The sequence below is a fragment of the Silanimonas lenta DSM 16282 genome (assembly GCF_000429065.1).
In the GTDB taxonomy this organism is placed as follows: domain Bacteria; phylum Pseudomonadota; class Gammaproteobacteria; order Xanthomonadales; family Xanthomonadaceae; genus Silanimonas; species Silanimonas lenta.
On sequence record NZ_KE386845.1, the window covers coordinates 253,427 to 276,069 of the forward strand.

Sequence of the window (22,643 nt, forward strand, 5' to 3'; positions counted from 1 at the left end):
CGCCCCGCCTGCCCAGGCCCCTCGGCCGGGACGGGCAGTTCGTGACTCCCGGGCTCATGGCGCTTCGGGAGCTTCCCGCCCCGCAGGGCGGGAAGGCGGGTCAGGCCCTCTGGACCCGTTCGTCCCCATCACGCCAGGTCATTGGCTCCGCCCGCGCAGTAGAGCGCCCGGGATGCCAAGGACGCAACGGAGCAAGGAACGCCATGGAACTCTCGTTTCTGCTGTGGTTGGCCACCCTGCTGCCCCCGGCCCAGGCCGAGCCGCTCTGCCTCGCCACTACCGTCTATCTCGAGGCCCGCAACCAGTCCGAACTGGGCCAGCGTGCCGTTGCCGAAGTGGCCCTGCGCCGCCGAGATTCCGGCGTCTGGGGCGGGGATGTCTGCCAGGTGGTGAAAGCCCCGAAGCAGTTCGCCCCGTCCCTGCTGCCCCCGTCCACCCGGCTGAAGAACGTGAAAGCCTGGGAGAAGGCGGTGGCCGTGGCCTTCGCCGCCCAGAAGGAATGGAACCGGCCGCGCGGCGAGCGCCGCGAGGTGGTGCCCGGCGCCAGCCATTTCGCCGCCATGGACATCGCCAACCCGGCCTGGGCCCACTACCCGCAGGTGGCCACCATCGATGACCACACCTTCTTCCGGGTGAATCGCCTGCACCCGCGGGAAGACACGGCCGGCGAACGCCACTGACGGCGCCAGCGGGCGGCTGGCCGGACGGCCCCCGCCACTGCACGCGGCAGGGCCGCCGGCTGCAAGGCCGCCCCGGCCGGGGCGGCGCAGGGCGTCAACGACGCTCGATCGGCACGTAGGCCCGGTCCTCCGGGCCGATGTAGTTCGCGCTCGGACGGATGATCTTGCCGTCCTCGCGCTGCTCGATCACGTGCGCGCTCCAGCCCGTGGTGCGGGCGATGACGAACAGCGGGGTGAACATCGGCGTCGGGATGCCCATCATGTGGTAGGCCGAGGCCGAGTACCAGTCGAGATTGGGGAACATCTTCTTCATGTCCCACATCAGGGTCTCGATGCGCTCCGACACCTCGAACAGCACCGGGTTGCCGCCGTCCCGGCACAGGGCGCGCGAGATCTCCTTGATGATCGGGTTGCGCGGGTCGCCGATGGTGTACACCGGATGTCCGAAGCCGATCACGATCTCCTTGCGCTCGACACGGGCGCGGATGTCGGCCTCGGCCTCGTCGGCCGTGCGGTAGCGGGCGATGATGTCCATCGCCACCTCGTTGGCGCCGCCATGCTTCGGGCCGCGCAGGGCGCCGATGGCGCCGGTGATGCAGGAGTAGAGATCGGAGCCCGTGCCGGCGATCACACGGGCGGTGAAGGTACTGGCGTTGAACTCGTGCTCGGCATAAAGGATCAGCGAGCGATCGAGCGAGCGGGCATGCAGGGCGCTCGGCGGCTCGCCGTGCAGCAGGTGCAGGAAGTGCGCCGCGACGGAATCGTCGTCGGTGCGGGTCTCGATGCGGGTGCCATTGCGGGTGAAATGCCACCAGTACAGCAGCATGGAGCCGAAGCTGGCGATCAGCCGGTCGGCGATGTCGCGGGCCTCGGCCGGCGGGTGGCCCTCGCGCTCCGGCAGCACCGTGCCCAGCACCGAGCAGCCGGTGCGCAGCACGTCCATCGGGTGGGCGGCGGCGGGCACCAGCTCGAGGGCGTCGGTGACGATGGCCGGCAGGCCGCGCAGGCGCTTCAGCTTGGTCTTGTAGGCGGCAAGTTGGCTGGCCGTGGGCAGGCTGCCATGCACCAGCAGATGGGCCACCTCCTCGAAGCTGGCCTGCTCGGCGAGGTCCTTGATGTCATAGCCGCGGTAGTGCAGGTCGTTGCCGCTGCGGCCCACGGTGCACAGGGCGGTGTTGCCCGCCGCCGTGCCGGAGAGGGCGACGGACTTCTTGGCCTTGGGAAGGACTTGCTCGGTCATGGGTGGCCTCCGGAGAAAACCCGATTATAGGAGTCGCCCCCAGGGCCGCGCGGCCTAGAATCACGCCCCGCCCATACCACCCCCGCCGGGACGCCGCCCGGCGCCAGCCACCGGAGCCGCCGCCGAATGACCGCCCTGCTCGAACGCCTGCTCGCCCACCGCTTCACCGAACGCTTCATCCTCGGCCTGATCCTCGTGAACGCCGTGGTGCTCGGCCTCGAGACCGAGCCCGCCGTGGTCGCCCGCTTCGGCGGCCTGCTCGCCGCGGTGGACCGCTTCGCCCTCTCGGTGTTCGTGGTGGAACTGCTGGCGAAGCTGCTGGTGCAGCGCGGGCGCTTCGTGCGCGATCCGTGGAACCTGTTCGACTTCGTGGTGGTGGCGATCGCCCTGCTGCCCACCACCGGCCCGCTGGCGGTGCTGCGCGCCCTGCGCGTGCTGCGCGTTCTCCGGCTCGTCACCGTGGTGCCCTCGCTGCGCCGCGTGGTGGGCGCCCTGCTCGGCGCCCTGCCCGGCATGGGCTCGATCGTGCTGCTGCTCGGACTGCTGTTCTATGTCGGCGCGGTGATGGCCACCAAGCTCTACGGCGAGAGCTTCCCCGACTGGTTCGGCTCGGTGCCGGCCTCGCTCTACACCCTGTTCCAGGTGATGACCCTCGAATCCTGGTCGATGGGCATCGTGCGGCCAGTGATGGAGCAGCACCCGGGGGCCTGGCTGTTCTTCGTGCCCTTCATCCTCGCCACCAGCTTCACCGCCCTCAACCTCTTCATCGGCGTGGTGGTCTCGGCCATGCAGTCGGAGGTGGATGCCGAGCGCAAGAAAACGGTGGAGGCGGCCGTGGCCCAGGCCGAGGAACCGCTGCTGGCAGAGGTGCGCGCCCTGCGCGCCGAGCTGGCGCAACTCGCGCGGCGGCTGGACGGGGATCAGCCGAAAAAGGCGTAGCAGACGGCGATGGCGGCGAGGATGCCGGCGAGATCGGCGGTGAGCGCGCAGCCCACCGCGTGGCGGGCGCGGCGGATGCCCACGGCGCCGAAATACACCGCCAGCACGTAGAAGGTGGTCTCGGTGCTGCCCTGCACCATGGCCGCCAGCAGGGCCGGGAAGCTGTCCACGCCGTGCGTCTGCATGGTCTCGATCAGCAGGGCGCGGGCCGCGCTGCCGGAGAAGGGCTTGGCGAAGGCAGTGGGCAGGGCGTCGACGAAACGGGTATCGGTGCCGAGCCAGCCGAACACCGCGCGCACGCCCTCGAGGGCGAAGTCGAGCGCCCCGGAGGCGCGCAGCACGCCGATGGCGCAGAGCATGGCCACGAGGTAAGGCAGCAGGTCGCGGGCTACCTCGAAGCCCTGCTTCGCGCCCTCCACGAAGGCCTCGTACACCGGCACCCGGCGCAGGGCCCCGCCGAGCAGGAAGGCGATCACCACCGCGAACAGGGCGAGGTTGCCGGCCAGGGTGGAGGTGGCGGCCAGTGCCGCCGCCCCCATGCCCGCGAGCAGGGCCATGAGCCCGCCCAGCAGCAGGGCCACGCCGCCCAGCCAGGCCAGCACCACCGGGTCCCAGAGCCGCAGGCGCTGCACCAGGGCCACCGCCAGCAGCCCGGCGAGGGTGGAGGCCGAGGTGGCGAGCAGGATCGGCAGGAAGACCAGGGTGGGATCGGGCGCGCCTTGCTGCAACCGGTACATGAAGATCGTCACCGGCAGCACGGTGAGCCCGGAGGTGTTCAGCACCAGGAACAGGATCTGGGCGTTGCTGGCACTCTCCGGGCTCGGGTTCAGCGTCTGCAGCTCGCGCATGGCCTTGAGGCCGATCGGCGTGGCGGCGTTGTCGATGCTGAGCGCGTTGGCGGCGAAGTTGAGGGTGACAAGGCCGAGCGCGGGATGGCCCTTCGGCACCTCCGGCATCAGCCGGGTGAACAGCGGCGAGAGCAGGCGCGCGAGGACTTCCACCAGCCCGGCACGCTCGCCGATGCGCAGCAGGCCGAGCCAGAGCGTGAGGGTGCCGAAGAGCAGTACCATCACTTCCACCGAGAGCCGCGCCATGTCGAACAGCGCGGCCACCATGGCCGAGAACACGTCGCCGTCGCCGCCCACCAGCCAGCGGGCCAGGCCCGCCACCGCGGCGGCGAGGAAGAAGCCGAGCCAGAGCCAGTTCAGCACGGCGCGACGCGGGGCGTCAGCCGGCGTTGCGGGCGAACAGGGCGTCGAGGCGCTGCTCGAAGGCGTGGTAGCCGATGCGCTCGTACAGTTCCTCGCGGGTCTGCATGAGGTCGAGCACGGCCTTCTGGTGGCCGTCGCGGCGGATGGCGGTGTACACCACCTCGGCCGCCTTGTTCATCGCGCGGAAGGCCGAGAGCGGATAGAGCTGGATGGCCACGCCCACCGAGGCCAGCTCCTCGCGGGTGAACAGCGGGGTCTTGCCGAACTCGGTGATGTTGGCCAGCACCGGCACCTTCACCGCCTCGACGAAGCGCCGGTACGTGTCGAGGTCATAGGAGGCCTCGGCGAAGATACCGTCGGCCCCGGCCTCGACGCAGCGCACGGCGCGCTCGATGGCGGCGTCCACGCCATGCACCTGGATGGCGTCGGTGCGCGCGATCAGGAAGAAGTCCGGATCGGTCTTGGCATCGGCCGCGGCCTTGACGCGGTCCACCATCTCCTCGGTCGAGACCACCTCCTTGCCGGGGCGGTGGCCGCAACGCTTGGCCCCCACCTGGTCCTCGATGTGGCAGGCGGCGGCGCCGGCCTTGATCAGGCTCTTCACCGTGCGCTCGATGTTGAAGGCGCTGGGGCCGAAGCCGGTATCGATGTCGACCAGGAGCGGCAGGTCGCAGACATCGGTGATGCGGCGGGTGTCGATCAGCACGTCCTCGAGCCCGCTGATGCCAAGATCGGGCAGGCCGAGCGATCCCGCGGCCACGCCACCACCGCTGAGGTAGATGGCGCGGTAGCCGGCGCGCTTCGCCAGCAGGGCGTGGTTGGCGTTGATGGCGCCGATCACCTGCAGCGGCGATTCGGCGGCGAGGGCGGCGCGGAAGCGGGCGCCGGGGGAGTTCGTGCTCATCGTGTTTCCTTGGTGCAGTGACGAGAAAGGCGGCCTTGGCCGCCTTTCCCGGGTTCCCGGCCTCAGCCGAGGAGGTGCGCGACGCCCGAGCGCTCTTCCTCGAGCTCGGCCAGGGTCTTGTCCATCATGGCGCGCGAGAACTCGTCGACCGGCAGGCCCTGCACGATCTCGTACTGGCCGTTGGCACAGGTCACCGGGAAGCCGTACATCACGTCCTGCGGGATGCCGTAGCTGCCGTCCGAGGGAATGCCCATCGTGACCCACTTGCCATTCGTGCCCAGCACCCAGTCGCGGATGTGGTCGATGGCGGCATTCGCCGCCGAGGCCGCCGAGGACAGGCCGCGGGCCTCGATGATGGCCGCACCGCGCTTGCCCACCTTGGGGATGAACTCCTCGCGGTTCCAGGCCTCGTCGGCCACCTTGTCCTTGAGCGAAACGCCGCCGGCGGTGGCGAAGCGGTAATCGGGGTACATGGTCGGGCTGTGGTTGCCCCAGACCACGAGCTTCTCGATGTCGCCCACCGCCACGCCGGCCTTCGCCGCCAGCTGCGAGAGCGCGCGGTTGTGGTCGAGGCGCAGCATCGCGGTGAAGTTCTTCTTCGGAAGCCCGGGCGCCGACTTCATGGCGATGTAGGCATTGGTGTTGGCCGGGTTGCCGACCACCAGCACCTTGACGTCGCGCGAGGCCACGGCATCCAGCGCCTTGCCCTGCACGGTGAAGATCTCGGCGTTCTTCAGCAGCAGGTCCTTGCGCTCCATGCCCGGGCCGCGCGGCATGGCGCCCACCAGCAGGGCGATGTCGGCATCCTTGAAGGCCACCATCGGGTCGCTGGTGCCGACCATGCCGGCCAGCAGCGGGAAGGCGCAGTCCTCGAGCTCCATCATCACGCCCTTGAGCGCGGCCTGGGCCTTCTCCATCGGCAGCTCGAGCAGCTGCAGGATGACCGGCTGGTCCTTGCCCAGCATCTCGCCGGAGGCGATGCGGAACAGCAGCGAATAACCGATCTGGCCGGCAGCACCGGTGACGGCGACGCGGACGGGCTTCTTCATGGGGTGGGCTCCTGGCGGGGCGGGATGTGGGGAAGAGGGAGGAGGGGCTTACTGCAGGGCGGCGAAGAAGGCCTGGATGCGGCGCAGGCCCTCCTTCAGCTGGGCATCGGGGCAGGTGTAGCTGATGCGCAGGGCATTGGGCTCGCCGAAGGCCGAGCCGGGCACGCAGGCCACGCCCTCCGCCTCCAGCAGCAGGTTGCAGAGCTCGACGTCGTTGGCCACCAGCCTGCCGCCATGCGACTTGCCAAAAGCGCAGCTGATGTCCGGGAAGACGTAGAAGGCGCCCTGCGGGCGCGGGCACTTCACGCCGGGGATGGCGGCGAGCGCCTCGAGCACGATGTCGCGCTTGGCCTCGAACTCGCGGCACTTCTGCTGCGGCACGTCCTGGGGCCCGGCGAGCGCGGCCACCGCGGCGGCGGTGACGATCTCCGGCAGGTTGGTGATGTGGTTGGAATTGAGCGTGGTCACCGCCTGTGCCACCACCTCCGGCCCGGCCATCAGGCCGACGCGCCAGCCCGGCATGCCGTAGGTCTTGGAAAGCGAATCGACGAACACCGTGCGCTCGCGCAGCTCCGGACGGGCGTTGACGATGTTGTGGTAGCCGATGCCGTCGAACACCAGCGTGTTGTAGATGTCGTCGCTGATGATCCAGGTGTCGGGGTGCTTCGCGAACACCTCGGCCAGCGCGGCGATCTCGTCCCTGGTGTAGACCATGCCCGTCGGGTTCGACGGGTTGTTGAACAGGTAGACCTTGGGCTTCTTCGCCAGGGCCTCGTCGAGCTGGGCCGGGGTGATCTTGTAATCCTGCGAGGCCGGGGCCGGCAGCAGCAGGGTCTTCGCCCCGACGATGTCGGCGATGTCGACGTAGGTGGTCCAGTAGGGCGTGGCAAAGGCGATGGTATCGCCCGGGTCGAGCAGGGCCTCGGCCAGGTTGTACAGCAGGTGCTTGGCACCGACACCGGTGGCGCAGTGCCTGCGCGTGTAACCGGAAAGGCCGAGGCGTTCGATGTGGCCGAGGAAGGCATCGAGCAGCGCATCGGCGCCGCGGTTGCTGCCGTACTGGCCGCTGTCCCTGGCCAGCGCCTCGCGGGCGGCGGCGTAGACGTGCTCGCCGGGCAGGAAGTTCGGCACGCCGATCGAGAAGCTGATGATGTCGCGGCCCTGGGCCTTCAGGGCTTTCGCCTTCTCCGCCACCGCCATGATGGCGCTCGGCTTGGCGTGGCCCATGCGACGACTCAACTGCGGCATCTGGATTCCCTCACGGCGGCGGCGAAGCCCGGCATTCTAGCACCGCGCCCGTGCCTGCCCCGGGGCTTGCCCGGGCCGCGCGGGCCACGCCACCATCGGGCCTGCGCCCCCCGCCCCACCCGTCTGCCATGGCCCTGCCACGACTGCTCCCGGCGCTGCTGCTCGCCGCCAGCCTCGTCCTTCCCACCGCCTCGGCCCAGACCCGCCCCGCCACCGCCCGCGATGCCAGCGGCGCCGAGCTGCGGGTGGCCGGCAGCGTGGTGCTGGTGGAACCCGACATCGAGCTCTCCCTGCTCACCGCCGGCGGCCTTCTGGAGCCGCGCGAGGCCTGGACCCGCGATGCCCGCCGCCACTACGCCGCCGCGGTGCGCGAGGTGCTGGCGGCCGCCGGCACCGCGCAGCGCCCCGACTTCGACCTGCCCGACGACCTCGACCCCGATTCCCGGCTCGGTCAGGTGGTACGCCTCAACGAGGCGGTGGCCCTGTCGATCAGCCAGTTCTCGATGCCCGGCGGGGCGCTCGCCACCAAGCGCGATGCCCGTGGCCGACCGCGCCTCGACTGGACTCTGGGCGAGGGCGTGGCCAGCCTGCGCGAGGCCACCGGTGCCGACTACGCCCTGTTCACCTATGTACGCGACAGCTACGCCAGCGGCGGGCGCACCGCCCTGCGCGTGCTCGGCTTCATCGCCGGGGCCGCCATGGGCACCGGGCTCGACATCGGCGGCGGCCTGCAGCTCGGCGTGGCCACCCTGGTCGACCTGCGCACCGGGCAGGTGGTGTGGTTCAACCTGATGGCGCGGCAGAGCGGCGACCTGCGCGAGGCCGAGGGGGCGAAAAAGACCGTGGCCCTGCTGCTCGAGGACCTGCCGCTGTGAACCGCCTCCGGTGGCGGCACGCCGCCGTCCCGTCCCTCCTGCTCACCGGCGGCCTGGCGCTGGCCGGAGTGGCCCCGATCGCCCCCGGGGAACGCCCCGTCCCCGGCAGCACCGAGGCCGAGCTGTGGTACGCCATGGACCGGGCCGAGCGCGAGCTGCGGCAGATGCCGCTGGTGCTGGAAGACGCCGCCCTGAACCGCTACCTGCGCGGGCAGCTCTGCGCCGTGGCCGGCCCGCACTGCGACGATCTGCGCCTGTACGTGCTCGAGGTGCCGGAGTTCAATGCCTCGATGGCGCCCAACGGCGCCACCCTGCTCTTCACCGGCGCCCTGCTGCGCCTGCGCGACGAATCGGAGCTGGCCTTCCTGCTCGGCCACGAGTTCGCCCACTACCGGCAGCGGCATTCGCTGCAGCAGTGGGAGAGCGCCAAGCGCAGCACGGCTGCGCTCGGGGCCTTCAGCCTCGTCACCTTCGGCGCCGGAGTGGGGCTGGCCGGCAGCGTGGCGCAGCTCGCGGGCTACGCCGGGATGGCCGGCTTCTCCCGCGAACACGAACGCGAGGCCGACCGCATCGGGCTTGCCGCCGCCGCGGCCTCGGGCTTCGACCCCGCCGCCGGCGCCCGGCTCTGGGCCCGGCTGGCCGAGGAGGAGCGGGCCACGGCGGGGCGCCGGCACAACCCGGTGTTCGCCTCCCACCCGCGCACCGCCGAACGCCTGGAAGACACCCGCCGCCTCGCCGAAGCCCAGTCCGCCCCGCCCCCCGATCCGGCCGAGGCCGCGGCGCGCCGGCAGCGCTACCTCGCGGCGATCGGCCCGCATCTCGACCGGCTGCTGCGCGGCGAGCTCTCGCGCCGCCGCTTCGCCACCTCGGTGGTGGTGATCGGCGGCCTGCACGCCGATGCCCCGCCGGAATGGCGCGGCCACACCGCCTTCTACCTCGGCGAGGCTTACCGCCAGCGTCGCCAGCCTGGCGATGCCGAACGCGCCGCGGCGCTCTATGCCGAGGCCGTGGCCAGCCCTGCCCCGCCGCCTGCGGCCTTCCGTGAGCACGGCTTCGCCCTGCGCGAGGCCGGCGACTACGCCGGGGCCGCGGAGGCCCTGCGCCACTACCTCGCCCTCAGCCCCGAGGCTCCCGACCGGGCCTTCGTCGAACGCGATCTCGAGCGCCTCACGCCATGAGCCCACTGCCCCGCCTGCGTCTTACCCTGACCGCCCTGCTTGCCGCCCTGCTGCTCGCCGCCTGCGCCACCGGCGGGCGGCTGCAGAGCGCCGGGCGCACCCAGGTACTGGGCATGGAACTCGAGACCACGCTCGACTGGGCGCGCTACAAGGGCCCGCGGCAGGAGACCTGGACCATCGACGGCACGCCGCTGAACGCCCTGCACCTGATCGCCGGCATCAAGCCGAAGGAGCACGTGTTCCAGACCGGCCGCGAGCGCCGCGACTCCCCGCACCGCGCCTGGTACCGGCCCGGTCTGCGCCCCGACGAGCAGCAGGAACTGCTGCTCGCCGCCCTGCGCGAGGAAGGCTGGACCGACGTGGAGGGCGAGAACCTGCGGCCGGCCCGCTTCGGCAGCGCCGAGGGCCTGCGCTTCGAGTTCCGCATGGCTTCGGCGCACGGCCTGCGCTATGCCGGCACCGCGGCGATGTTCGAACGCGCCGGGAAGCTCACCCTGGTGTACTGGCGGGCCCCCCTCGAGCACTACCACGGCCGCGACGCGGCCGCGGTGGCGGCACTGATGGACTCGATCCGCGTGCCCTGAGGCCCTCAGGGGCGGGCCGCGGCGTCCAGCACCCGGTTCCACTCGGCCACGCGCTCGGCCTGAGCGGCCAGCACGGCGTCCACGTCGCCCTCGAGGGTGATCCTCTCGATGCCGTCGCCGGCCTTGATGCCGTCCACCACCTCCTGGCCCGAAAGCACCGTGCCGAACACCGTGTGCTTGCCATCCAGCCACGGGCAGGGCACGTGGGTGATGAAGAACTGGCTGCCATTGGTCCTGGGCCCGGCATTGGCCATCGAGAGCACCCCGCGCTGGTGGGTGAGGCCGGTATCCACCTCGTCCTCGAAGCGGTAGCCGGGGCCGCCGCGGCCGGTCCCCTCGGGGCAGCCGCCCTGGATCATGAAATCACTGATCACGCGGTGGAAACTGAGCCCGTCGTAGAAGCGACGCCGGGCCAGGTTCACGAAATTGGCCACGGTGAGCGGGGCCTTGTCGGCGTGCAGGGCCACGGTGATCGGGCCGCGGGTGGTATGGAAGGTGGCGGTGAGGGTCATGGCCGGCTCCGGCGCTTGTGTCGGGCGCGCAGTGTACCCCGGGGGCGCCGTCCCGGCCGGGCGCCGTTAACGTCGCGCCAGACCGGCCCGGTATACTCGCCGGCTTCCTTCCCTGCCCGTTTACGCGCGCCCACCGTGGCGCCGCCTGCCCATGTCCATCCAGAACCTCCGCAACATCGCCATCGTGGCCCACGTCGACCATGGCAAGACCACGCTGGTCGACTGCCTGCTCAAGCAGTCCGGCACCTTCGGCGAGCGCGACAAGGTCGGCGAGCGGGTGATGGACAGCAACGACCTCGAGAAGGAACGCGGCATCACCATCCTCTCGAAGAACACTGCCATCCGCTGGACCGCCCCGGACGGCCAGGAGTACCGCATCAACATCGTCGACACCCCGGGCCACGCCGACTTCGGCGGCGAGGTCGAGCGCGTGCTGTCGATGGTGGATTCGGTGCTGATCCTGGTCGATGCGATGGATGGCCCGATGCCGCAGACCCGCTTCGTGACCCAGAAAGCCTTCGCGATGGGCTTCAAGCCGATCGTGGTGGTGAACAAGATCGACCGCCCGGGCGCCCGTCCCGACTGGGTGCTGAACCAGACCTTCGACCTCTTCGACCGCCTCGGCGCCACCGACGAGCAGCTCGATTTCCCGGTGGTCTACGCCTCCGCCCTGCACGGCTATGCCGGTCTTTCCGCCGACGTGCGCGGCGGCGACATGACTCCGCTGTTCCAGGCCATCGTCGACAAGGTCGGCCCGCCCCCGGTCGACCTCGACGGCCCCTTCCAGATGCGCATCACCTCGCTCGACTACAACAACTACGTCGGCGTGATCGGCGTCGGCCGGGTGCAGCGCGGCCGGGTGCGGCCGAACATGCCGGTGACGGTGATCGACCGCGAGGGCAAGGCCCGCAGCGGCAAGGTGCTGCAGGTGATGGGCTTCCACGGCCTCGAACGCATCGAGGTGAAGGAGGCCCAGGCCGGCGACATCATCGCCATTTCCGGCATCGAGAAGCTCGGCATCTCCGAGACGGTGTGCGATCCCTCGGCCCCCGAGGCGCTGCCAGTGCTGACGGTGGACGAGCCCACCATCTCGATGACCTTCCAGGTCAACGATTCGCCCTTCGCCGGCCACAAGGAACGCTCGGGCGGCAAGTTCCTCACCAGCCGCCAGCTGCGCGACCGCCTGCTGCGCGAATGCGCGCACAACGTGGCGCTGAAGGTGGAGGACACCGAGGAAGCCGACAAGTTCAAGGTCTCCGGCCGCGGCGAGCTGCACCTGTCGATCCTCATCGAGACCATGCGCCGCGAAGGCTACGAGCTCGCGGTGTCGCGTCCCGAGGTGATCGTGCGCGAGATCGATGGCGTGCTGCAGGAACCCTACGAGTCGCTGGTGGTCGATCTCGAGGAGCAGTACCAGGGCGGCGTGATGTCGCGCCTGGGCGAGCGCAAGGCGCTGCTGCAGAACATGGAGCCCGACGGCAAGGGCCGGGTGCGCATGGAGTTCATCATCCCGGCCCGCGGCCTGATCGGCTTCCAGACCGAGTTCCGCACCCTCACCGCCGGCACCGGCCTGCTGTTCCACGTCTTCGACCACTACGGCCCGAAGGCCGAGGGCGACATCGGCCAGCGCAGCAACGGCGTGCTGATCGCCAACGAGGGCGGCACCTCCACCGCCTACGCCCAGTTCGCCATGCAGGAGCGCGGAAGGCTGATGGTGGAGCCCGGCGAGGAGATCTACGAGGGCCAGATCGTCGGCATCCATGCCAAGGACAACGACCTCACGGTCAACGCCATCCGCAGCAAGCAGCTCACCAACTTCCGCGCGGCCGGCAAGGACGATGCCCTCGCCCTCACCCCGCCGGTGAAGATGTCGCTGGAGCAGGCGCTCGAGTTCATCAACGACGACGAGCTCGTCGAAGTCACCCCCAACCAGATCCGCCTGCGCAAGAAGCTGCGCAGCGAGACCGACCGCAAGCGCGCCAGCCGCGCCGGCTGAAGCCCTCCCGCCGCCATGACCGATCCGGCCAGTCCCGAGCCCCGATCGTCCGCCGCCCCCGCCGCTCCGGCGGGTGGCGGCCTCCCTTCCCTTCTGCTGGTCCTCGCCGTCGCCCTGCTCAACATCGGGCTGTGGGCGGCGCTGAACCGCCCGGTGCACCCGCCGGACTGGACCGGCCCGGTCGGCGGCTTTGCCTTCTCCGCCTACCAGCGCGACCAAAGCCCGCTGGAACAGGACGTGCCGAGCGAGGACGAGATCGGGGCCGACCTCGCCCTGCTCGCCACCCTCACCCGGCGGGTCCGCAGCTACACCGCCTCGGAGATGCCGGCGCTGCCGGCACTGGCCGCCCGCCATGGGCTGTCGCTCACCGCGGGCGCCTGGCTGGACCGCCGCCGCAGCAACAACCGGCGCGAGATCGAGGCCTTGATCGAGCAGGCGCGCACCCACTCCAGCATCGAGCGGGTGATCGTCGGCAATGAGGTGCTGCTGCGCGGGGACCTCAGCCCGCGGCGCCTGGCCGAGTATCTCGACGAGGTGCGCGCCGCGGTCGGGCAGCCGGTGAGCACGGCCGAGCCCTGGCACGTCTGGCTAAAGCATCCGGAACTGGCCGAACACGTCGATTTCATCACCATCCACCTGCTGCCCTACTGGGAGGGCATCCGCCGCAGCCAGGCCGTGGGCGACGTGCTGCACAAGTACGAGCTGGTGCGGAAACGCTTCCCCGGCAAGCCGGTGGTGATCGGCGAAGTGGGCTGGCCCACCGACGGCGACCGCTTCCGGCAGGCCCGGGCCTCGACCAGCGATGCCGCCCTGTTCCTGCGCCGCTTCCTGCACGCCGCCGCGGAGCATGGCCTCGACTACTACGTGATGGAGGCCTTCGACCAGCCCTGGAAGGAAGCCACCGGCGGCCGCGTCGAGGCCTACTGGGGCGTGTTCGATGCCGGCCGGCAGCCGAAGTACCCGCTCACCGGCCCGGTGCAGGAGGACCCCGACTGGTGGCTGAAGGCCCTCGCCGCGGTTCTTCTCGCCCTGCCGCTGATGCTCTGGTGGGCGCGGCGTTTCGCCGGCCTTTCCCTGTGGGGGCGGCTGGCCTACCTCGGCCTCGTCCAGCTCGGTGCCTCCACCCTGGTCTGGTCGCTCACCCTGCCGCTCGAGTTCTACCTCGGCCCCGCCGACTGGGCGGCCTACGCCCTGCTGGTGCCGGCCCAGCTGATGATGATCGCCATCCTGCTGATCCTCGGCTTCGAGTTCATCGAGGCCCTGGCCCAGCCCGACTGGCGCCGCCGCTTCCGGCCGCTCGAGCGCCTGCCCGATCCGCCGCCGCGGGTGTCGATCCACCTCGCCTGCCACAACGAACCGCCGGAGATGGTGATCCAGACCCTGGACAGCCTGGCCGCGCTCGATTACCCGGATTTCGAAGTGCTGGTGATCGACAACAACACCGCCGACGAAGCCGTCTGGCGACCGGTGGAGGCGCACTGCGCCCGGCTCGGTCCGCGCTTCCGTTTCTTCCACCTGCGCCCCTGGCCGGGCTTCAAGGCCGGCGCCCTCAACTTCGGGCTCGAACAGACCGATCCGGCCGCCGCGATCATCGCCGTGATCGACGCCGACTACGTGGTCGACCCCCGCTGGCTGCGCGAGCTCGTGGGGCACTTCGAGGACCCGCGGGTGGGCGTGGTGCAGGCGCCGCAGGCGCACCGCGAGTTCGAGGGCAATGCCTTCCGGCGCATGGCCAACTGGGAGTACGAGGGCTTCTTCCGGATCGGCATGCACCACCGCAACGAGCGCGATGCCATCATCCAGCACGGCACCATGACCCTGGTGCGCGCCGGGCTGCTCAAGCGCCTGCGCTGGTCGGAGTGGTGCATCTGCGAGGACGCCGAGCTCGGCCTGCGGGTGATGGAGGAAGGATTCACCACCGTCTACGTCGACAGGGTCTATGGCCGCGGCGTGACCCCGGCGGATTTCGCCGCCTTCAAGTCGCAGCGCTTCCGCTGGGCCTTCGGGGCCATGCAGATCCTGAAGGCGCATCTGGGCGAGCTCCTGGCCGGCTTCCGCCTGAGCCCCGGGCAGCGCTACCACTTCCTCACCGGCTGGTTCGGCTGGTTCGCCGACGCCCTGCACCTCGGCTTCTCGCTGCTCGCCATCGCCTGGACCCTGGGACTGCTCTGGGCGCCCGGTGCCTTCAGCCTGCCGCACAGCCTGTTCCTGGTGCCGGTGCTGGGTTTCGTGCTCGCCAAGGGCGCCTTCGGCATCCTGCTCTACCGCCGGCTCGTGCCCTGTGGCTGGCGCGATACCCTGGGCGCCGCCCTCGCCAGCATGGCGCTCTCGCACGCCATCGCCCGAGGCGTGCTGCGCGGCCTGGTGGCCCGCGAGCACCCCTTCACCCGCACCGCCAAGCAGCGCCGGCTGCGCCGGCAGCCTGGCGCCTTCCAGGCCGTGCGCGAGGAGGCCGGCCTGCTCCTTGCCCTGCTGCTCGGCCTGCTGGCCGTTGGCGGCATCGCCGGGGCCGGCAGTCTCGAGGCCCGGCTCTGGCAGCTGGTGCTGGCCGCCCAGGCCCTGCCCTATGCGGCCACCGTGAGCGTGGCCTGGGTGGCCGCCCGTGCCGGGGAGCGGCCGGGCTGAGGCACTGTGCGGCAGGCCGTCCCGGCGGGAAAAGGCGAAGGCGCCGGGGAGTCCCTCCGGCGCCTTCGTGGTCGTCTCAAACCCCCTGGAACTCCTCGATCCCGCCCTCCCTGACGGAATCGCCCCGGGAAGCGGACGGCGTCGGCGGCTTCCCTGCTGGCATCCTGCCCTCCGGGCGTTGCCGCCCGCGAACCGGCGCAGTCCGACCCGAGGCCGAGCCAGCCTAGACCCGCGGCCAGGGCGGGGCTTTCCCCAAGGCTGGCGAGTTCTGAAATCTTCTGAATCGCTTGCCGATCAATGGCCTGCGATGGGGCCACCGGCCAGCGGACGGTGGCCCTCGGCATCGATGGCCCGCTCTGCCTCGGCCAGGAAGCGGCGGCGGAAGTCTCCGGGCGGCAACCGGGCGAGGCCCGTCCGGCAGGCGTTCAGGGCCGCTCCTGCCTGGGAGAACGCCCCGACGGCCATGGCCAGCCGGCTGCGCACGCACTGGGCAATGGCCCGCCGTGGGTGCGCCTCGGGCAGTTCCCGACGGGCCAGGATCTCGAAAGCCTCCAGTTCGCGCTGCGCCTCGGGCAGGCGGCCCAGGGCCAGCAGGGCCTGGGCCCAGAGCTCGTGCAGGTCGAGGGCACGCCCGGGCTGCTCGGCGAGCAGGGGCTCGGCGGCGAACCGCAGTTCGGCGAGCAGGCGTTCCGCGCCCCGGCGTTCGCCGAGCCGAGCCTGGGCCCGGGCCAGTTCCGAGCCTGCCAGCAGGGTCCAGGCATGGTCCCTGCCCAGCGTGGCGGCCCAGCCACGATGGGCATGGGTAAACTGCCGCGCTGCCTCGGCCTCGTCGCCCCGGGCGAGGGCCACGAGTCCGCGCCGGTAAGCCACGGCCAGGGTGTCCGGGTGCTCCGGCCCGAGTCGGGCGAGCACCACCGATTCCATGCGGTCCAGCACGGCCTCGGCCTCGACCAGCCGGCCGGAGCGGGCCAAAGCCTCGGCAAAGTCGGCCAGGGCCCAGGCCGTGCTCGGGTGCTCCATCCCGAACCGTTCCTCCTGCCGCGCCACCAGCGCCCGGAACGAGGCCACGGCCGCCGCGTCCTCGCCGAGCCGGCTCTGGCACAGGCCGAGGAACCAGTAGGCCTCGGCCTCAGCGGCAGGCGGAAGGGGTTCGCGCCGGACCCGAGCATCGACCAGGGGCCGCAGGGCATCGACCGCGGCGCCGCAGCGGCCGGCGGCATGGTCGAGCTTGGCCCGCTCGACACGGCCGGCATCGCTCACCCGGCCGCGGGCGGCGAGCTCCAGAGCATCGCCGCGGTCGCAGGCCTCGGTGGCTTCGACGAGCCGCCCGGCCTGCCGTTCGAGGTGGCAGAGCCGGCGGTAGTGCACCGCCTGCTCCGCCCCCTCCGTGGCGCTGGCCGTCTCCAGCGCAGCGATCGCCTCGCGCTGGTGGGCCGCCGCCCTGGCGTAGGCGCCCCAGGCCTCGTAGGCCCCGGCCACGGCCAGATGCACCGCCGCCGCGGTGGCCGGCCGGTCGCCGAGCCGCTGGCCGATGCGCTCGGCGGCGGCATCCAGGGAGGCCCGCAGGCTGATGGCGCGGTCGCCGCCGCGGTAGGGGTCCCCCCGGCTCAGCACATCCTCGGTGAGGAAGGCCAGCACCGCCTGTGCCTCCTCACGCCGCGCCCGCTCCTGCGTCCGCGCCTCGAGGGCCAGCCAGCCGGCGAAGGCCGCCACGCCGAGGCCCAGCACCAGGGCCACGGTGGCTGCGCCCAGCAGGCGCAGGCGGCTGGCCTGGCGCCGCAGCTGCTGCTCTGCCGCCCGCTGCCGGGCCTCGGCCGCCGCCTGCCGGCACCGGGCTTCGTGGCGCTGGGGCAGCTCGCGCAGGTGCCGTGCCAGCTGGCTCGCCCCCAACGTGCGCTCATCGGGGCGGAGGGCCGCCAGGACGCGGATGTCCTCGCGCAGCAGGGGGTCCTCCACCTCGCTCTCCCAGCCCGGGGCCAGCGGCCGCCGGAGATCCCCCACCACCATCTGGTAGAGCAGCACGCCAAGGGCGAAAAGATCGCTGCGCTGGGTGGCGATGCCCCCGGCCAGCACCTCGGGCGCCAGATGCAGCGCATGGTGGGCCCGCAGCCACTCGGCACGGGCGGTGGGTTCCAGCAGTTCGGCCTCCGGCGGGCGTTCGCCGGCCAAGGTGATCGGCGTGGCATGGCCGCCGCCCAGGCCCCCCAGCACCAGGCGCCAGCCCGAAGGCAGTTCGGCCTCGGGACGCAGGAACAGGTTGCCCGGCCGCAGGTCCTGATGCACCACGCCGGCGGCATGCAGTTCGCCCACGGTCTCGGCGAGCTGGGCCAGGAGTTCCAGGCGCTGATCCAGCGGCAGCAGGCCGCGCAGCATCTGCCCCAGCATCCAGCGCGGCAGGTCGCCGGATTCGTAGTAGGGGTATTCGAAGAAGAACGGCGGCTCCTCCAGCCGCCACGACAGCAGCGGGGCCAGGCCGCGCAGGTCGCGCCGGGCCGCCGCGAGATGGCGCTGCAGGGCCACTTCGCGGCGCACCTGGGCGAGGCCCTCCTCGCTCACCGCGAGCTTCACCACCCGCGGCGCCAGGCCGGCGGAGGATTCCGCCAGCAGGGTGAGGCAGGGGCCGCCCTCGCCGAGCAGCCGGGTGAAGGTCCAGCCCTCGCGCCCCGGCACCGGGCGCCCCACCCAGGCCGCGCCGGGTTCTCCGTGCGGGGGGGCGCCGGCCGCGGCCTCCAGCCACTGCACCTCGCCCGCCCAGCGGTAGCCATAGCCGTGCACCGACTGCAGGGGCGCACCGGCCAGTTCGCCAAGCTCGCGCCGCAGGCGGCTGATGGCCTTGGCCAGCGAGTTCTCCGACACCACCCGGCCGGGCCAGCCGGCCTCCAGCAGGTCGTCCTTGCCCACCACCTGCCCGGCGCGCAGCAGCAGGGCCAGCAGCACCTCGTAGGAGGAGCGGTCGAGTGCCAGCGGCACCCCGGCCACCCGCACTTGGGCCGTGCGCAGGTCGAGCTCGGCCCCGGGCCAACGCAGCCGCCCTGCCCCACGCCCCGCGGCGGCCGCGGGCGCCCCCTCCCCCGCCCCCTGGTTCACCGCGCCCCCTGCACCACCAGGCCGATCAGGTCACCGATCCGGCAGTGCTGCTCCAGCGGGTGGCGCAGCGGCAGGGAGAGATCGAGGCGGTAGCGGTTGCGCCGGCCCTCGCGCTCGCGGGTCAGCACGCCGGCGGCTTCCAGTTCGGCGACGATGCGCTGCACTGCGCGCTCGGTGATGCCGACCTGGGCCGCCACATCGCGCAGGGTCTGCTCCGGATCGGCGGCAAGGCAGACCAACACATGGGTGTGGTTGCTGAGGAAGGTCCAGCCGGCGGCCGGGGGCTCAGCGGCCGCCGCAGACCCGGACGGCGGCGCGCGGTGCGAACGGCCCTGCTTCGCCGCCGCGCGCCCTCCGGGTTTCACGCCAGCCTCACCCCGGGGCTTGCCCCGAGGTACTTTTCGCGCTTCAATATTCACGACACTTTTTTCGTGTTTTGGAGATCGCAATGTCCGCCGTCCTCGCCGAATCCGCCGCTCCCGTCCACTACGTCCCCGCCCGGCTGCCCGCCACCACCGTGCCGGTGGCTGCCGGCGACGGCATCGGGCCCGAGATCATGGAGGCCACGCTCGCCATCCTGCGCGCCGCCGATCCCGCGCTCAGCTTCCACCATGTCACCGTGGGCCTCAAGGCCTACGAATCCGGGCTGATGGCCGGCATCGGCGAGGACACCTGGAAGGCCATCGAGGCGCACAGGGTGCTCCTCAAGGGCCCGATCACCACGCCACAGGGCGGCGGTTACAAGTCGGTGAACGTCACCCTGCGCAAGACCCTGGGGCTGTACGCCAACCTGCGCCCCTGCGTGTCCTACCACCCCTACGTGCGCGCCCTGCACCCACGGATGGACGTGGTGATCGTGCGCGAGAACGAGGAAGACACCTACGCCGGCATCGAGCACCGGCAGAGCGACGAGGTGGTGCAGTGCCTGAAGCTGATCACCCGCCCGGGCTGCGAGCGCATCGTGCGCTACGCCTTCGAGTACGCCCGCGCGCATGGGCGGAAGAAGGTCACCTGCATGACCAAGGACAACATCATGAAGCTCACCGACGGCCTGTTCCACCGGGTCTTCGACGAGATCGCGCCGCAGTATCCGGAGATCGAGGCCAACCACATGATCATCGACATCGGCACCGCGCGCATCGCCAGCCGCCCGACCGATTTCGACGTGGTGGTGACCCCCAACCTCTACGGCGACATCCTCTCCGACGTCGCGGCCGAAGTGGCCGGTTCCATCGGGCTTGCCGGCTCGTCCAACATCGGCCATGGCTGTGCCATGTTCGAGGCGGTGCATGGCTCGGCCCCGGACATCGCCGGGCGCGATATCGCCAATCCCTCGGGCCTGCTGCTCTCGGCGGTGATGATGCTGGTGCACCTCGGCCGCGCGAAGCCGGCCACCGACATCCACAATGCCTGGCTGTGCGCGCTCGAGGATGGCGTGCACACCGCCGACATCTTCCGCGAGGGCAGCAGCACCCGGAAGGTCGGCACCCGCGATTTCGCCCGCGCCGTGATCGAGCGCCTGGGGCGTCGCCCGGCGAAGATGGCCGCGGTGGCCTACCCGGAGCGCGAGCCAGACTCGCTGGTGCACCCCGATGTGAGCCTCCCGCCGCGCACGCCGGCGCAGAAGGCCCTGGTGGGCGTGGACGTGTTCCTCAACTGGGACAGCCCCACCCGCGATCCCAACGAACTCGGGGCCGCCCTGGAGGCGCTGGCCGGCGAAGAGTTCCGCCTCGCCCTGATCACCAACCGCGGCGTGAAGGTCTACCCGGACGGCAATCCGCAGACCCTGCGCACCGACCACTGGCGCTGCCGCTTCCCGGCCAGGGGCGAGCGGGTCGATGGCCAGGCCATCTCGCGCCTGCTGCTGCGCATCGCCGAGGCCGGCTTCGACGCGGTGAAGACCGAGAACCTCTACACCTTCGACGGCGTGCGCGGCTACTCGCAGGCGCAGGGCGAGTAAGCGCCCCGCCTCAGAGCGGGGCCGGCTGGGCGATCTGCGCCTGCTTGCGGACGATGAGCATCGCGATCTCCAGCGACTGCTCGTAGTTCAGGCGCGGATCGACGGTGCTGCGGTAATCGCGGGCGAGATCGGCATCGGCCAGCTCGCGCGCGCCGCCGGTGCACTCGGTGACGTTCTCGCCGGTGAGCTCGAGATGCACGCCGGCCAGCCGGGTGCCGGCCGCGGCATGGGCGTCGAAGGCCTGCTCCACCTCGGCGCGGATGTTCTCGAAACGCCGCGTCTTGTAGCCGCTGGCCGCGGTCTCGGTATTCCCGTGCATCGGATCGCACATCCAGGCCACACGCCGGCCTTCGCGCTTCATCGCCTCCAGCAGCGGCGGCAGGGCCTCCAGCACCCTGCCGGCACCCATGCGGTGGATGTAGACCAGCCGGCCCGGCTCGTTGCCCGGGTTCAGGGCCTCGGCAAGGCGCAGGGCCTGGTCGGGGGTCACCGAAGGGCCGAGCTTCACCCCGATCGGGTTGCGGATGCCGCGGAAGTACTCCACGTGGGCACCGTCGAGCTGCGCCGTGCGCATGCCGATCCAGGGGAAGTGCGTGCTGAGGTTGAACCAGCCCCACTGCCGCGGCACCTGGCGGGTCATCGCCTCCTCGTAGGGCAGCAGCAGGGCCTCGTGCGAGGTGTAGAACTCCACCCGGTTCAGGCTGTCGATCGAGCTGCCGGTCACCGTCTCCATGAAGCGCACGGCATCGCCGATGCCGTCCACCATCTTCTGGTACTCCTCGGCGAGCGGCGAGCGTGCCACCCAGCCCAGATCCCAGTACTCCGGGTGGTGCAGGTCGGCAAACCCGCCATCGATCAGGGCCCGCACGAAGTTCATGGTCATGGCCGAGCGGGCATGGCCCTTCACCATGCGCCGCGGGTCGGGCGTGCGCGCCTCGGGGGTGAACTCCGGGGCATTGATGAAATCGCCGCGGTAGCTCGGCAGGCTCACGCCGTCGCGCTCCTCCATGTCGGCGGAGCGCGGCTTGGCGTACTGCCCGGCGAAGCGGCCGATGCGCACCACCGGCAGGCGCAGGCCGTGCACCAGCACCAGGCTCATCTGCAGCAGCACCTTGAGGCGGTTCGAGATGGTGCCGCTCTCGCACTCGGCGAAGCTCTCGGCGCAGTCGCCGCCCTGCAGGATGAAGCGCTTGCCGGCCTCGGCCTCGGCGAGCTGGCGGCGCAGCGCCAGCACCTCCCAGGAAGTGACGAGCGGCGGCAGGGCCTGCAGCTCGGCCAGCACGCCCTCGAGGGCGGCGGCATCGGGGTAGCTCGGCTGCTGCAGGGCCGGCTTGCCGCGCCACGACGAACGCGTCCAGCCCTCGGGCGCGTTGACGGGGGTGACGGGGCGGTCCTGCGCGTTCATCGTGGCTCTCGGAAAAGGAACGGCCTTCGACTATGCCACGCGGCGATTCGAGCCGCGACTCGAGGGCTTCGCCTGCTCATGACATCCAGCGATGAGCCATGCCGCGGCGGGCATGGCGGCCATGGGCCCGGCTCAGCGGCGGCGCAGCCCCGCCACCAGGGCCCCGGCACCGAGCAGCACGAAGCAGAACAGGGTCCAGGCCGGCATCGACAGGCCGAGGAAGGTCCAGTCGATCTTCGAGCAGTCGGCCGAACCCGACAGGGCCGTGGCCAGGGCATCGATCGGCCCCAGGGATTCCCACAGGTAGCCGAGGCCCATGCCGCCACAGCTGGCGAAGCCCGACGGCGGCTGCAGCTGTAGCCAGACATGGCGGCCGGCGACCAGGGCGCCCGCCAGGGCGAACAGGGCGGCGGCGATGCCATAGGCGGCACGCGCGCCGCGCCCGCGCGGGGCATGCAGCGCGCCCACGAGGCCGACGAGGCCGATCCCGGCGAAGGCGAATCGCTGCAGGATGCACAGCGGGCAGGGCAGCATGAACAGGCCGCGCTCGACGTACAGCGCATAGCCGAGCAGCGCGGCGCAGACCGCGGCGCCGAAGGCCATCTGCCAGCGGAAGGGCCAGGCGAAGGGATTGGGCAGCATCGGGCATTCCACGCAGTGGGTGAGGGAATTTGACCGCGCCCCGGAGGGAAGTTCCAGACGGGCAATGAAAAACCCCGGCCGAAGCCGGGGTTTTTCGGACGCGGCAGGAGAAGCCGGCCTTACTCGGCCGCCGCAGCCTCGCTGGCGCGCGGGCGGTCGACGAGCTCGACATAGGCCATCGGCGCATTGTCGCCGGGCCGGAAGCCGCACTTCAGGATGCGCAGGTAGCCGCCCGGACGGGCCTGGTAGCGGGGGCCCAGCTCGACGAACAGCTTGCCCACCGCTTCCTTGTCGCGCAGGCGGGCGAAGGCCAGGCGGCGGTTGGCCACGCCATCGGTCTTGGCCAGGGTGATGAGCGGCTCGGCGATGCGGCGCAGCTCCTTGGCCTTCGGCAGGGTGGTACGGATCAGCTCGTGCTTGAACAGCGACGAGGCCATGTTGCGGAACATCGCTTCGCGATGCGCGCTGGTGCGGCTGAACTTGCGGCCGGCGTTGAGGTGACGCATGG

General features: G+C 71.4%; 19 protein-coding genes. 8 read left to right on the forward strand and 11 right to left on the reverse strand.

The genetic code is table 11. The features are described 5' to 3' along the window. Positions 1 to 203: 203 nt before the first annotated feature. Entirely contained in the window at positions 204 to 680 is a 477-nt protein-coding gene (locus tag G408_RS0112125) for a cell wall hydrolase (protein ID WP_028771305.1), read from the forward strand. 94 nt (positions 681 to 774) lie between these two features. Here the strand turns inward: G408_RS0112125 and prpC are convergent, their stop codons facing one another. Continuing rightward, the gene (gene prpC, locus G408_RS0112130; protein WP_028771306.1) at positions 775 to 1,920 is read right to left on the reverse strand and encodes a bifunctional 2-methylcitrate synthase/citrate synthase; all 1,146 of its coding nucleotides are present in this window, start codon (positions 1,918 to 1,920) and stop codon (positions 775 to 777) included. A 126-nt stretch (positions 1,921 to 2,046) separates the two neighbouring features. Between prpC and G408_RS0112135 the strand changes: the two genes are divergently transcribed. After that, complete coding sequence (locus tag G408_RS0112135; RefSeq protein WP_028771307.1) at positions 2,047 to 2,859, forward strand: ion transporter; 813 nt, start codon at positions 2,047 to 2,049, stop codon at positions 2,857 to 2,859. On the opposite strand, the gene G408_RS0112140 is transcribed toward G408_RS0112135, so the two are convergent. The 4 genes from G408_RS0112140 to G408_RS0112155 form a co-directional block, all read right to left on the reverse strand. Continuing rightward, on the reverse strand, positions 2,841 to 4,070 hold the full coding sequence (locus G408_RS0112140) for a nucleoside recognition domain-containing protein (RefSeq protein ID WP_028771308.1): 1,230 nt from the start codon (positions 4,068 to 4,070) through the stop codon (positions 2,841 to 2,843). The genes G408_RS0112135 and G408_RS0112140 overlap by 19 nt on opposite strands. Positions 4,071 to 4,086: 16 nt before the next feature. Next, complete coding sequence (gene prpB, locus G408_RS0112145; protein ID WP_028771309.1) at positions 4,087 to 4,974, reverse strand: methylisocitrate lyase; 888 nt, start codon at positions 4,972 to 4,974, stop codon at positions 4,087 to 4,089. Positions 4,975 to 5,036: 62 nt separating this feature from the next. Continuing rightward, positions 5,037 to 6,023: a malate dehydrogenase gene (locus G408_RS0112150; protein WP_028771310.1), complete on the reverse strand. Its 987-nt coding sequence runs from the start codon at positions 6,021 to 6,023 to the stop codon at positions 5,037 to 5,039. A 48-nt stretch (positions 6,024 to 6,071) separates the two neighbouring features. Next, entirely contained in the window at positions 6,072 to 7,250 is a 1,179-nt protein-coding gene (locus tag G408_RS0112155) for an aminotransferase class I/II-fold pyridoxal phosphate-dependent enzyme (RefSeq protein ID WP_245584316.1), read from the reverse strand. A gap of 149 nt (positions 7,251 to 7,399) precedes the next feature. Here G408_RS0112155 and G408_RS14955 point away from each other — a divergent pair, with 149 nt between their 5' ends. From G408_RS14955 to G408_RS14620, 3 genes are read left to right on the forward strand one after another with little or no spacing between them, the layout of a single operon-like run. Beyond that, entirely contained in the window at positions 7,400 to 8,146 is a 747-nt protein-coding gene (locus G408_RS14955; RefSeq protein WP_051282963.1) for a hypothetical protein, read from the forward strand. Next, a complete protein-coding gene (locus G408_RS0112165) occupies positions 8,143 to 9,324 on the forward strand; it encodes a M48 family metallopeptidase (RefSeq protein ID WP_028771312.1) in 1,182 nt (393 codons plus the stop codon). Before G408_RS14955 ends, G408_RS0112165 begins: the two co-directional genes overlap by 4 nt. Further along, positions 9,321 to 9,908, forward strand: a complete 588-nt coding sequence (locus tag G408_RS14620) for a hypothetical protein (RefSeq protein WP_037413114.1) — start codon at positions 9,321 to 9,323, stop codon at positions 9,906 to 9,908. The genes G408_RS0112165 and G408_RS14620 overlap by 4 nt, the downstream gene beginning before the upstream one ends. 5 nt (positions 9,909 to 9,913) lie before the next feature. On the opposite strand, the gene G408_RS0112175 is transcribed toward G408_RS14620, so the two are convergent. Continuing rightward, positions 9,914 to 10,420 (reverse strand): peptidylprolyl isomerase, encoded by a 507-nt coding sequence (locus G408_RS0112175; RefSeq protein WP_028771313.1) that lies wholly within the window; start codon positions 10,418 to 10,420, stop codon positions 9,914 to 9,916. Between the two features lie 151 nt (positions 10,421 to 10,571). On the opposite strand from G408_RS0112175, the gene typA reads away from it, so the two are divergent. Together typA and G408_RS0112185 are read left to right on the forward strand one after the other, a co-directional pair. After that, positions 10,572 to 12,416, forward strand: coding sequence for a translational GTPase TypA (gene typA, locus G408_RS0112180; RefSeq protein ID WP_028771314.1), 1,845 nt, complete (start codon positions 10,572 to 10,574; stop codon positions 12,414 to 12,416). A 15-nt stretch (positions 12,417 to 12,431) separates the two neighbouring features. After that, the gene (locus tag G408_RS0112185) at positions 12,432 to 15,041 is read left to right on the forward strand and encodes a glycosyltransferase (protein ID WP_028771315.1); all 2,610 of its coding nucleotides are present in this window, start codon (positions 12,432 to 12,434) and stop codon (positions 15,039 to 15,041) included. Between the two features lie 294 nt (positions 15,042 to 15,335). On the opposite strand, the gene G408_RS0112190 is transcribed toward G408_RS0112185, so the two are convergent. Both G408_RS0112190 and G408_RS14625 read right to left on the reverse strand, forming a co-directional pair. Next, positions 15,336 to 18,128 (reverse strand): winged helix-turn-helix domain-containing protein, encoded by a 2,793-nt coding sequence (locus tag G408_RS0112190; RefSeq protein ID WP_084628270.1) that lies wholly within the window; start codon positions 18,126 to 18,128, stop codon positions 15,336 to 15,338. After that, complete coding sequence (locus G408_RS14625; protein WP_084628272.1) at positions 18,125 to 18,493, reverse strand: helix-turn-helix transcriptional regulator; 369 nt, start codon at positions 18,491 to 18,493, stop codon at positions 18,125 to 18,127. The genes G408_RS0112190 and G408_RS14625 overlap by 4 nt, the downstream gene beginning before the upstream one ends. 83 nt (positions 18,494 to 18,576) lie before the next feature. Here G408_RS14625 and G408_RS0112200 point away from each other — a divergent pair, with 83 nt between their 5' ends. Beyond that, positions 18,577 to 20,088, forward strand: a complete 1,512-nt coding sequence (locus G408_RS0112200; protein ID WP_084628273.1) for an NADP-dependent isocitrate dehydrogenase — start codon at positions 18,577 to 18,579, stop codon at positions 20,086 to 20,088. Positions 20,089 to 20,098: 10 nt separating this feature from the next. Here the strand turns inward: G408_RS0112200 and G408_RS0112205 are convergent, their stop codons facing one another. The 3 genes from G408_RS0112205 to rplQ form a co-directional block, all read right to left on the reverse strand. Then, the gene (locus G408_RS0112205; protein WP_028771318.1) at positions 20,099 to 21,493 is read right to left on the reverse strand and encodes a class II 3-deoxy-7-phosphoheptulonate synthase; all 1,395 of its coding nucleotides are present in this window, start codon (positions 21,491 to 21,493) and stop codon (positions 20,099 to 20,101) included. A 132-nt stretch (positions 21,494 to 21,625) separates the two neighbouring features. Continuing rightward, positions 21,626 to 22,135, reverse strand: coding sequence for a disulfide bond formation protein B (locus tag G408_RS0112210; protein WP_037413116.1), 510 nt, complete (start codon positions 22,133 to 22,135; stop codon positions 21,626 to 21,628). Between the two features lie 119 nt (positions 22,136 to 22,254). Then, a complete protein-coding gene (gene rplQ, locus G408_RS0112215) occupies positions 22,255 to 22,641 on the reverse strand; it encodes a 50S ribosomal protein L17 (protein ID WP_028771320.1) in 387 nt (128 codons plus the stop codon). Positions 22,642 to 22,643 lie beyond the last annotated feature (2 nt).